This is a genomic window from Actinomycetota bacterium (genome assembly GCA_035540895.1).
GTDB lineage: Bacteria > Actinomycetota > JAICYB01 > JAICYB01 > JAICYB01 > DATLFR01.
On the sequence record DATLFR010000069.1, the window covers coordinates 1 to 10,834 of the forward strand.

Consider the following 10,834-nt stretch of genomic DNA (forward strand, 5'->3'; position numbering starts at 1 on the left):
GCGCCGGGCCGGGTGAGGCGGGGGAGCCGGGAAGCCCCGGGGGGTGCGGGAGCGCGAGGAGCCGTGGGAGCGCTGGGTGCGGGAGCGCGAGGAGCCGTGGGAGCCCTGGGTGCGGAGCGCGAGGAGCCGTGGGAGCCCTGGGTGCGGAGCGCGAGGAGCCGTGGGAGCCCCGGGCGCGGAGCGCGAGGAGCCGTGGGAGCCCTGGGTGGCGCGTCCTGCCGGCTCACCGGCCGACTCGCTCGCTACCGGGTGGGTGCGCCGGCGCGGGGCGCCCCATGCGGCGCGTTCCGCCGTCGGACCGACCCGAGCGGCGCCCCCGCCTCCGGCGCGCCGGCGCGATGCGCCATGGCCCCGTAGCCGCGGGCCCGCCGGCGCGATGCGCCATGGCCCCCGTGGCCCCCGGGCCGCCGCGTCCGGAACTAGGTGTGGGACGCGAGGTCCACGGGTATCACGGCGCCTGGCCGTACACATGTTCGGAGGACGAGATGACCGAGGACCGAGACGCGAAGATCGAGCAGCAGCCGCAGTCGAACACGGAGAAGGACCCGGAGAGCTGGGTGACGGGTGACGAGCCGATGACGGGAGCCCAGCGGTCCTATCTCAAGACGCTCTGCGAGGAGACCGACGAGCCGTTCGACCCGAGCCTGTCGAAGGCCGAGGCGTCCAGGATGATCGACGAGCTCCAGAAGCGGAGCCAACGACTCACCCAGGACAGCTGACGCATATGCTCGGCGGGTGGACGACGAGGCGACCCTCCGCTACGACCTCGCGGTGGAGCACGGCGCGGGGTACCACCGCGACGAGCTGGCCGAGCTGACCACCGAGGACGCGGTCCGGCGCGCGGGTGCGATCGCCGAGGGGATGGTCGCGGTCCCGTTCGAGGCGGTCCTGGTGGACGCCGATCCGCCGGCGGACGTCACCCACGTGACGTTCGAGGCGCTCGACGGGTACGCCGTGTCCATCCCGCTGGAGAGGGCAGCGTCCGACGCGGTCCTGCTCGTGCCGCGCCACGACGACCCACGTCAGGGCGTCCGCCTCGTCCTCCTGGACGACGGGGAGGCGTGCATGAACGTGAAAGCGGTCGTCCGGGTGGACTTCAGCGAGGGCCCCGGACGCCACACGGTGGACCCCAACCCCCACCGCAACCAGCAGGTCCCGGGCTGGGACACGTGAGGGGCCCGACCTGCCGTCCGCGCTGAGGCTGCGCCCCTAGCTCGCCCAACCGGCGGGAGCCTAGGCGTACTCCTTCAGCTTCGCCGGCGCGCTCGGGTGGCGCAGCTTCGCGAGCGCCTTCGCCTCGATCTGCCGGATCCGCTCCCGGGTGAGGTTGAACTCCTTGCCGATCTCCTCCAGGGTGCGCGGACGTCCGTCGGCCAGCCCGAAGCGCAGCTCGAGGACACGCCGCTCCCGCTCGGACAGCGTGTCCAGGACCGACCGCAGGTCCTCCTGGAGCATCGACTGCAGCGCGGACTCCGAGGGGGCCTCGGCGAGCTCGTCCGGGATGAAGTGCAGGAGCTCGGTCTCCTCGTCCTCGCCGACCGGGGTCTCCAGGGAGACCGGCTCGGGCATGATCCGGAAGATCTCCTGGACCTTGTCCGGCGTGAAGGCGGCTTCCTTGGCGATCTCCTCGATCGTCGGCTCCCGGCCGAGCTTGTCGAGGAGCTCCTCCTGGATCTTCCGCACCTTCTGGACCGCTTCCACCATGTGGACGGGGATGCGGATCGTGCGGGCCGTGTCGGCTATCGCCCGGGTGATCGCTTGCCGGATCCACCAGGTGGCGTAGGTGGAGAACTTGAACCCCTTCCGCCAGTCGAACTTCTCGACGGCGCGCATCAGGCCCAGGTTGCCCTCCTGGATCAGGTCGAGCAGCGGGAGACCCATCCCCTGGTAGCGGCGGGCGATCGAGACGACGAGCCGCAGGTTGGACTGGATGAACCGCCGGCGGGCGAAGCGGCCGCCGTCGCGGTCGGACTCGAGCTTCTGGAGCTGGCGCTGGGACAGCTTGTGCCCCTCCTTCTCCAAGCGCTTGATCGCGCGTTCGCCGGCCTCGATGGCCTGGGCGAGCTCGACCTCCTGGCGGTCGGTGAGCAGCGGGTACTGTCCGATCTCGCGGAGGTACATCCGGACGAGGTCGGCCTCTCCCTGCTCGAACACGTTCTCCCGGTCGCCGCGGGGGCGTCCCCGGCTCGGCGTCACCTTGGGGGCCGGACCGCGCCCCGGCTTGCGCTCGTCGGCGGTCGCAGCGGCGGCCTTGCCGGTCGCCTTGCCGGCCGCCTTGCCCTCGGCGGGGGCGAGGACGGCGGGAGCCTTCCCCTTCGCCTTCTCGGCCTTGACCTGCGCCTTCGGCTTCACGGCCGCCTTGGGGGCGGCCTTCGCGGGGGCCTTGGCCTTGGCCGCGACCTTCGCAGTCGCAGCAGCCTTCGCCTTCGGGGCGGCCTTCGCGGACACCTTTCGCGCCGATGCCGCGGGCTTCTCGGACGTCTTGGCGGCTGCCTTCGCAGCGACCTTGCGAGCCGGGACCGACTCCGTCCGGTCGGATCCCTTGGCCTTGCGGTCGGGGGTGGCGGGCTTCTTCGCCGTCTTGACGGCGGAGGCCGCGGTTCTCTTGGGCGCGGGCGCGGCCTTCTTGGGTTGGGTCTTGGCCAAGGGGGGTGGCTCCTTCCTTCGCGTCGGCGAGCTCCAGGCTGTGGTCAGCTCGTCCGGTCGAACTCGATGCTATCGGTGGTCGCCCGGGTGTGCAGAGCTTCTCTTCCGCGGCGCGGAGTCCTGCCTGTCAATAGCTCTCACCTGCGATTGTCAACATCCGCCCGCGGTTGTCAAGCCCTTGTCAAGGGGGTTGTCAACCGCGAGCTCGATGCGCTGGGGGGGAGCCGGACGGGGCCATGGCACCGCCAGGGGCCGCTCCGCGCCGACGAAGCGCACGGCTGGGGTCCTGCTCATCCAGGACGCGACCGCGGCCCTCTCCGGTAGTCCTTCGACGCTAAGGGCGAGCGGCCCTTCCGGGCCCCCGATGCGAGGGGGGACGGGGCTATCGGTGGCCAGGCGTCCGTCTCGCAGGACGACGGGCCCGTCGGGAGCCTCCAGCCGGACGAGCCCGGCCCCCGCGATCGCGGCCAGGACGCGGGCGCGGTCCACCGTCCGGACCAGGTCCGCGAACGCGTCGCGGTGTCCGCAGGCTTCTTCGAACCGGCCCTGGGAGGCGAGCCGTCCCAGCTTCAGGGCGAGCGCCTCCCGGGCGGCGGCCAGTCCGGCTCCCATGTCGCGCCGCATGCGTTCCACGGCCTCCGTGTGTGCATCGGCATCGGGAGCCCGTCCCGTGCACGGCCCGTGGCAGGACCCGAGCCTGTACAGGGGGCACGGATCGGTTGCGGTCGCCGCCGTGATGCGCATGGTGCAGGTGCGGACCCCGAACAGCCCGGCCAGGGTGACCCCGGCCGCCTGCGCGCGGGCGCGGGTGGCGAACGGTCCGACGTAGAGCGCGCCGTCGTCGCGCACGGACGTGGTGACCGAGAAGCGAGGGTGCCTCTCGGTCGTGAGCTTCAGGTAGGCGGGAGGCCGGCGACGGACCCCTTGCCGGTTGTACCGGGGCGCCCACCTCTCGATCAGGCGGGCCTCCAGCGCGTCGGTCTCCACCTCGGTGGCGCACCCGATCACGTCCACGGAGGCCACCTCCGCCCTGAGGTCGCCCATCCGCTTGCGTTCGTCGGAGGTGAAGTAGGAACGGACCCGTGCCCTCAGGTCGGCCGCCTTCCCCACGTATATCGGCTCTCCCTGCGCGTTGCGGAACGTGTACACGCCGCGCGTCCGGGGCAGGTCCCGGGCCAGGCGCACCTTCTCGGCATGAGGGTGCGAGCGCACCTTCTGGAGCTCCACGAGTTCGGCGAGCGAGAACACGCCGTAGGCCGATGCTCGCTCGATCAGCCCCCACAGGACCTCGAGGCAGGCGGCCGCGTCGGGGAACGCCCGGTGCACGGGCTGGTGGGTGGTCCGGAAGTGCGCGGCCAGCGTCTGGAGCCTCACGTTCCGGACATCCGTGCGCAGCAGGCGGCGGGCCAGCCGGGCGGTGTCGATCACCGTCACCTCTGGCACCGGGTAGTCGAGCACGGCGCACGCGCGCGTGATGAACCCCCAGTCGAAGCGGGCGTTGTGCGCGACGAAGACGGCGCCGCCCAAGAACTCGAGGAAGGCGGGCAGGACGGCCGGCAGCGGCTCGGCTCCAGCGAGCACCCCGGGTGAGATCCCGGTGAGGAGCTGGATCTGGACCGGGAGGTCGCCGGCCGGACGCACGAGGGTGGAGAAGGTGCCCATCGGCTCGCCACCCCGGGACTTCACCGCGCCGATCTCGACGATCTCGCAGGTCTTCGGGCTCGCGCCCGTGGTCTCCAGGTCAACGGCGCAGAACGTCACCTCGTGCAGGGGGGCGAGCAGGTCGTCGATCCGCCCCTGCCTCGTTGGCGTGAGACCTCCACGAACGTGCGTTCGTTCCATCCGGTCAAGGTGCCATCCGCCACCGACACCGGGCCGCCCGTCGTCGCGGGTCGTCAAGATGGAGGCATGGACGTGCCTCAGCGCTACCGATGCAGGCTCTGCGGGAACCTCACGAGGTTCGACGTGGTCGAACGACGCCGGACCCGCGCCTTCCACCACTTCACGATCGGCGGACTCCTGCGCGTGGAGGAGGAGGAGGTTCTCGAGAGGGAGGTCGAGTCGGTGAGCTGCCGGTGGTGCAACTCACCGGACCACGTGGAGGCGGTCGGCGCGCTCGAGGCGGAGGAGGCCTAGAGCGACCCGGCGAGGGCGCGGAACGCAGATGCGGCGTCGCGCTCGATCGGCTTTCCGTGCCCGAAGACGGCCACCTCGAACTCGAGGCCGGCGAGGCGGAGGATCGACTCCTTCATCAGCTGCCGGTCCTCGGTGAAGAACCCGATCGGCGGTGCCAGCTCCCCCCGCATGTTGGACGCGGCGTCACCGACGAACAGGACCCCCTCCGGCTCCCACAGGTAGGAGACGTGGCCTCCCGTATGTCCGGGGGTATGGACCGCGAGCAGCCCCTCGCAGACGTGCTCGCCGTCGAGGATCTCGCGGTCGACCCGAGCGGGAGAGGGTCGTCCGGCCAGCCGCGGTCCGAGCCACGCTCCGACGCTGCCCTTCCATCCACCGGACGAGGGCCCCGGGTGGGGGGCCTCCCCGCGCGCGACGGGGGCGTCCACCGGGTGGACACACGTGGTCGCGTTCCCGGCGATCGTCTGCAGGCGCGAGAGCCCCCCGATGTGGTCGAGGTGGTAGTGCGTGACTGCGATGTGGCGCACCGAGGGCGGGTGCACCCCGATCCGGTCGATGGAGACGACCAGGTCGGTCACCCGCTTCGCGACGCCCGTGTCCACCACCACCGGCTCGTCCGCCACGATCACGTAGGCGCTGACGAAGGGATGGGCGATGGCCCACACGTCGTGGCTCAGCCTGGTCACCGACATCGCCCCTCCACGTCACTCCGGTGTCACCGGGCCACTCTACGATACGCACACGTGTTCTAGAGAGGAGTCAGGATGCTCATCGACTGCGACGAGTGCCAGATGCAGGGCACCCACCACTGCGACGACTGCATCGTGACGGTCCTGATGCGTGCGGACGACCCCGGTGACGCGATCGTCTTCGACGCCGAGGAGGAGAGGGCGGTCCGGACGATGGCGAGCGTGGGGCTCGTTCCGGAGATCAGGATGACCCGAAGACCCCGGGCGGTGTGAACGCCACGTCCTTGTAACCGGGCGGGGCGTGACCCCACTATCGTACGGACATGATCCGCCTGCATCTGCTGGGGTTCACGCCCGACCTCAAGGGCCTGGTGTTCAGCGGCCGCCGTGGGGGACGCACCGGGACGTACTGGGTGCCGGTGGACGACGAGTTCTGGAAGTCGCTCCAGCAGCTGGAGGGGACCCGGGCCGAGCGAGCGGTCGCCGAGCCGAAGCCGAAGGGGCGGCGACGCAAGCTGACCGCCGACGAGCTCACGCTCGTGGAAGTGAGGGAGCTCTTGGCCGGGCGACGTGGCTCGCCCGCGGCCGCCGAGCAGCCTCCCGCAGCCCCCGAACCCGAGTCCGAGCCCGAGCCCGAGAAGGCGCCGAAGCAGGAGAGCCGGCTCTCGCTGCGGGAGGTGCAGTCGCTGCTGCGGGAGGGCCGTAGCGTGAAGGACGTCGCCGACCTCGCGGGTGTGGACGAGGCATGGGTCGAGCGCTTCACGGGCCCGGTGATGCACGAGGTCCGCGGAGTCGTCGCCATGACGCGGGCCGCCTATCAGCAGCGCGCGCGCCTCGGACCGTCGGGGCTCCCGGTGGGAGACGCGGTCGTGCGCAACCTCCAGGACCGCAAGGCGACCCAGCAGACGCTCGAGGGCATCGACGAGGGCTGGGATGCGAGGCGGACGCGGACCGGGCTGTGGCGGGTCCGGTTGAGGTTCACCCACCGGGGCAAGCGGCGCGCCGCCGAGTGGGACTTCTCGAAGGAGACCCGGGAGGTCCACCCCCGCAACGACCTCGCCCGGGAGCTCGGGTGGTGGCCGTCCCCCGAGACGCGGGCGGCGAAGGCCGTCCGGTCTTCGAGCGAGTCAGAGGACGAGGGCGGCACCCCGACGCGCAAGCGCCCCAGCCGGAAGGCGAAGCCGGCCGCGCGCAAGCGCAAGCCGGCCGCCGCCCGCAAGGCCGCGCCTCGCAAGGGCGCGAAGCGCCGGTCCGGGCGCTAGCCGGCTCCCGGAAGAGATCGCGGCTCGGCCCGGTTACGATGGATGGACCCCTCTCCCCCGAGGTCGTCCGACGACCCATGAGGTGATCCATGACCGAGAAGCTCCCCCCGCTCGTCGACCGCCGTGAGGACCTGACGCTCGATGAGGTCCGCCGCTACTCGCGCCACCTGATCATGCCCGACGTGGCCATGGAGGGTCAGCAGCGTCTGAAGGCGGCCAAGGTGCTGTGCATCGGCGCGGGCGGCCTCGGCTCCCCGGTCGCGATGTACCTCGCCGCGGCGGGCGTGGGGACGCTGGGAATCGTCGACTTCGACGTGGTGGACGAGACCAACCTCCAGCGCCAGATCATCCACGGGCAGTCGGACGTGGGCCGCCTCAAGGCCGAGTCGGCCCGGGAGACGATCGCCGAGATCAACCCGTTCGTCGAGGTCGTGCTCCACACGGAGCGCCTCGACTCGTCGAACGCCTTCGAGATCTTCGAGCCCTATGACGTGATCGTGGACGGCACCGACAACTTCCCCACCCGCTACCTCGTCAACGACGCGTGCGTGCTCATGGGCAAGCCGTACGTCTGGGGGTCCATCTTCCGCTTCGAGGGGCAGTCGTCGGTCTTCTGGGCCGATAACGGTCCGTGCTATCGGTGCCTGTACCCCGAGCCCCCGCCGCCCGGGATGGTCCCCTCGTGCGCGGAAGGCGGCGTGCTGGGCGTGCTCTGCGCGACCATCGGCTCGATCCAGGCGACCGAGGCGGTCAAGCTGATCACGGGAGCCGGGACCCCGCTGCTCGGACGGCTGAAGCTCTACGACGCGCTCGACATGTCCTTCCGCGACATCAAGATCCGCAAGGACCCCGAGTGCCCGATCTGCGGGAAGAACCGCACCATCTCCGAGCTGATCGACTACGAGGAGTTCTGCGGCCTCCCCCGGGGTGAGGAGGACACGTCGCTTCAGGACGAGGTCCCGGCCCTGACGCCGTCCGAGGTCGCCGACAGGGTCCGGTCGGGGGAGGGCGTGTACGTCCTCGACGTCCGGGAGCCGTTCGAGGCCGAGATATCGACGCTCCCGTTCACCGACAAGTTGATCCCGTTGGGCGAGCTGTCCCACCGCGTGCACGAGCTGTCGAGCGCCGACGACCTGATCGTCTACTGCCGGTCGGGTGTCCGCAGCGCGCAGGCGACCCAGTTCCTGCACTCGATCGGGTTCACGAAGGCCAGGAACCTGACCGGCGGCATCAACGCCTACGCCCAGCAGGTGGACGCGACGATCCCGGTCTACTGACGGTCGCGTAGCCGGGGGTCGCGTCCGGCCGGGATCTTCGCGAAGTCCCACGAGGCGATGCGGTCCGGACGCAGGACGAGCCAGGCATGCGAGCGGACGTCCGGCATCTCGATGCCTCCCCAGTACTTCGTCCCGAACGTGCGCTTCGCGGCCTGGGTGGCCTCGTCGTCGGGGGCCGGTTCGAACGTCCCGTACAGGACGGCCCCCTTCAGCTCGCTGTACGCCTCGCCAGCGTCTACGCAGACCGCTACCCGGGAGCCGCGTTCGAGATCCTTCGTCCGGCGCGATCGCTTCAGCGACGTCACGTAGAGAGCGCCGTCCTGCCACACGAACCACAGCGGGACGACGTGAGGCTCCCCGTCGGCGGACACGGTCGCGACCCGGCACGTGCGCTCGGACACGAGGAACGTGTCGAGCTCCTCCTGGGTCATGCGCAGCAGGGAGCGGGGGAGCGGCACGTCTAGGTGTTCGCGGCCGCGTCCGGGAGCCCGTGGGTGGGGAGCGCGGAGGGTGGGGTCTTGGCTCCCGGCGCGAGGGCGCCGAACCACACACCGGCCATGACGAGCAGCGCGCCGGCTACGCCCTCGAGCGTGACCCGCTCCCCCGAGATGAGCGCCTCCAGAGCCATCGTGATGATCGGGAACAGGACGAAGGCATAGGAGGTCGCGGAGGGGGTCCACCGCCGGACGACGAGCAGGACGAGCACGAACAGCCCCACCGAGCCGAGCGTCGAGAGGTATGCGACCGCTGCGACCGTCGGGGCCTCGCGGGGCAGGTGCCAGGACTCGCCGACGACGAGCGACACGCCGAGCAGGAGCGGCACCGCTGCCGACATGCCGACCGCGTTCGTCACGGCCGGATGCGTGTCGGACAGCCGCTTGCCGACGATGAGGCTCTGAGCCACCGCAGCGGCGCCCAGCAGCATCGCCACGGCCGCGGACGGCGGCACCGACACCTCCCGCGGCCCGAACGTCATCCATCCGATCCCGGCCACGGCGAGCAGCGCCCCGATCAGGTTGCGCGCCCTCAGCCGTTCGAGTCCCTGGACGGCCGCGAGCAGCAGGGTCATGAGCGGGACGATCGCGAGCACCACGGTCGCGGCGCCCGCCGTCACCCGGACGAGCGCCCAGTACATCAGCGCGAAGAAGACCGCGAACCCCAGGACCCCGTACAGGGCGGTGTCCACGAGCCTTCGACCCCGCGGCCACGGGAGCCGGAGGAGGGCGACGATGCCGACGAACAGGAGCGCGGCGGCGGCGAAGCGCAACCCGGCCCCCCAGAACGGCGGGAGCTCCCGGTTGCTGTACCGCACGGCGATGAAGTTCAGGCCCCCGAGCGTCGTGGCGAGGGCGAACGCGCCCAGCGTGAGGGGGTCGGGCGTCCGGGGGGCGGCCTCCACCCCGTCAGCATCTCACGGGGGTCGGACGGCGTGCTGGACTATGCTCGCCGTCGTGAGGGGGATCGCATCGTTCGCGCGAGCACGGGGGGCGGCGAGCTGCGCGGTCGTCCTGCTGCTGGCCATCACCTCGTGCGGACGGGGCCAGCCGCCGGGCAGCAGCCCCGCGCCAACCGCCCGGACCCCGCTGCCGCCCCGGCCGGGCCCCGACCAGGTCTACGAGTGGTCCGGAACGGTGATCGAGGCTCCCGGCCGGGAGCCGAACCTCTGCGTGGGCGGCGTCATGGAGTCGCTCCCGCCCCAGTGCGGTGGTCTCCAGGTGAGAGGGTGGACGTGGGACGGCCTACCGGGCGTCGAGTCGCAGGGGGGGACGACGTGGGGCGACGCGTACGTGCGCGGGACCTACGACGGGGACAGCTTCACGTTGGTCGCGCCGCCGGAACCGCCCCGTCCCGTGGGGGACCCTCCACCCGAGGTCGACCTCCGCCCGGCGTGCGAAGACCCCCAGGCGGTCGATCCGCAGGCGACCGGATGGCGCGGCGTGCCCCACGAGGACGTGCCGGGGCTCGCTGCCCTATGGGTGACCGACCCGCGGGGAGGTGAGGGTCCGTACGTCGTCAGCGCGATCGTGCGGCCCGGATCCCGTTCGGAGGCGGAACGGGTGCTGCGGTCGAGCTGGCGCGGCCACCTCTGCGTCGTCGAGCGGGACCAGCCCCTGTACAGCCACCTCCTGCAGGTGCAGGAGCGCGCGGTCCCGTTCCTGCGACAGCTCGGAGAGACGCCCTGGGTGGGGTCGCCCGACCAGAGGCGGGGCGTCGTGGTGGTCACGGTGACGGTGGCCCACGCGGAGCTGCAGGCCCGTCTCGACGAGGAGTTCGGGGCGGGGGTCGTGGAGCTGCGAGGGGTGCTCCAGCCCGTGTGATCCCACCGCCCGGCGACACCTTGGCGGGGTGCCGACGGCAGCTTTGGAGCCGGAGCCCGTTCGGCTACCCTGGCCCCCACGTGTGTCCCGAGGAGGTCCCATGGCGAAGCCCTTCCGGTTCGGTGTCCAACTCTCGATGGCCGGCTCCCGCAAGGAGTGGCTCGAGCAGGTCCGCAAGGCGGAGGACCTCGGCTACTCCACGGTCTTCATGCCGGACCACTTCGGCAACCAGCTCGCCCCGGTGGTGGCGCTCATGTCGGCCGCCGAGAACTCGAACCTGCGGGTCGGCGCCCTCGTCTGGGACAACGACTACCGACACCCGGTCGTGTTCGCCAAGGAGGCGGCGACGCTCGACCTGCTCAGCGAGGGCCGGCTCGAGCTGGGGATCGGCGCGGGCTGGATGCGGTCCGACTACGACCAGTCCGGCATCACGTACGACCCGCCGAAGGTGCGCGTGGACAGGTTCGAGGAGGCCGTCCGGATCATCAAGGGCCTCCTGTCGGGGG

13 protein-coding genes are annotated in these 10,834 nt (G+C 71.5%); 8 read left to right on the top strand and 5 right to left on the bottom strand.

The genetic code is table 11. The annotated features are described in order from the left end of the window. The first annotated feature begins 485 nt into the window (after positions 1-485). Positions 486-719 carry a DUF3072 domain-containing protein gene (locus tag VM840_03960; protein ID HVL80730.1) on the top strand — a complete coding sequence of 78 codons (234 nt, stop codon included), beginning with the start codon at positions 486-488 and terminating at the stop codon, positions 717-719. A gap of 16 nt (positions 720-735) precedes the next feature. Beyond that, positions 736-1,173 carry a hypothetical protein gene (locus VM840_03965; GenBank protein ID HVL80731.1) on the top strand — a complete coding sequence of 146 codons (438 nt, stop codon included), beginning with the start codon at positions 736-738 and terminating at the stop codon, positions 1,171-1,173. Between the two features lie 60 nt (positions 1,174-1,233). Here the strand turns inward: VM840_03965 and VM840_03970 are convergent, their stop codons facing one another. Beyond that, entirely contained in the window at positions 1,234-2,646 is a 1,413-nt protein-coding gene (locus VM840_03970) for an RNA polymerase sigma factor (protein ID HVL80732.1), read from the bottom strand. Between the two features lie 150 nt (positions 2,647-2,796). Beyond that, positions 2,797-4,488: a DEDD exonuclease domain-containing protein gene (locus tag VM840_03975; GenBank protein HVL80733.1), complete on the bottom strand. Its 1,692-nt coding sequence runs from the start codon at positions 4,486-4,488 to the stop codon at positions 2,797-2,799. A gap of 66 nt (positions 4,489-4,554) precedes the next feature. Here VM840_03975 and VM840_03980 point away from each other — a divergent pair, with 66 nt between their 5' ends. Beyond that, positions 4,555-4,782, top strand: coding sequence for a hypothetical protein (locus tag VM840_03980; GenBank protein ID HVL80734.1), 228 nt, complete (start codon positions 4,555-4,557; stop codon positions 4,780-4,782). Here the strand turns inward: VM840_03980 and VM840_03985 are convergent. Next, positions 4,779-5,474 carry an MBL fold metallo-hydrolase gene (locus VM840_03985; GenBank protein ID HVL80735.1) on the bottom strand — a complete coding sequence of 232 codons (696 nt, stop codon included), beginning with the start codon at positions 5,472-5,474 and terminating at the stop codon, positions 4,779-4,781. The genes VM840_03980 and VM840_03985 overlap by 4 nt on opposite strands. Positions 5,475-5,546: 72 nt before the next feature. Here VM840_03985 and VM840_03990 point away from each other — a divergent pair, with 72 nt between their 5' ends. From VM840_03990 to moeB, 3 genes are all read left to right on the top strand, one after another. Beyond that, positions 5,547-5,744 carry a hypothetical protein gene (locus VM840_03990; GenBank protein HVL80736.1) on the top strand — a complete coding sequence of 66 codons (198 nt, stop codon included), beginning with the start codon at positions 5,547-5,549 and terminating at the stop codon, positions 5,742-5,744. Between the two features lie 50 nt (positions 5,745-5,794). Beyond that, positions 5,795-6,733 carry a septation protein SepH gene (gene sepH / locus VM840_03995; protein ID HVL80737.1) on the top strand — a complete coding sequence of 313 codons (939 nt, stop codon included), beginning with the start codon at positions 5,795-5,797 and terminating at the stop codon, positions 6,731-6,733. Positions 6,734-6,822: 89 nt separating this feature from the next. Further along, positions 6,823-8,010, top strand: a complete 1,188-nt coding sequence (moeB, locus tag VM840_04000; protein HVL80738.1) for a molybdopterin-synthase adenylyltransferase MoeB — start codon at positions 6,823-6,825, stop codon at positions 8,008-8,010. Here moeB and VM840_04005 read toward each other — a convergent pair. Both VM840_04005 and VM840_04010 read right to left on the bottom strand, forming a co-directional pair. Next, the gene (locus tag VM840_04005; protein ID HVL80739.1) at positions 8,004-8,468 is read right to left on the bottom strand and encodes a pyridoxamine 5'-phosphate oxidase family protein; all 465 of its coding nucleotides are present in this window, start codon (positions 8,466-8,468) and stop codon (positions 8,004-8,006) included. The two genes, moeB and VM840_04005, sit on opposite strands and share 7 nt — an antisense overlap. 2 nt (positions 8,469-8,470) lie before the next feature. Then, complete coding sequence (locus VM840_04010; protein ID HVL80740.1) at positions 8,471-9,409, bottom strand: EamA family transporter; 939 nt, start codon at positions 9,407-9,409, stop codon at positions 8,471-8,473. Positions 9,410-9,461: 52 nt separating this feature from the next. On the opposite strand from VM840_04010, the gene VM840_04015 reads away from it, so the two are divergent. After that, positions 9,462-10,328: a hypothetical protein gene (locus VM840_04015; GenBank protein HVL80741.1), complete on the top strand. Its 867-nt coding sequence runs from the start codon at positions 9,462-9,464 to the stop codon at positions 10,326-10,328. Positions 10,329-10,428: 100 nt separating this feature from the next. Beyond that, a partial coding sequence (locus tag VM840_04020; protein ID HVL80742.1) for an LLM class flavin-dependent oxidoreductase occupies positions 10,429-10,834 on the top strand: 406 nt, incomplete at its 3' end.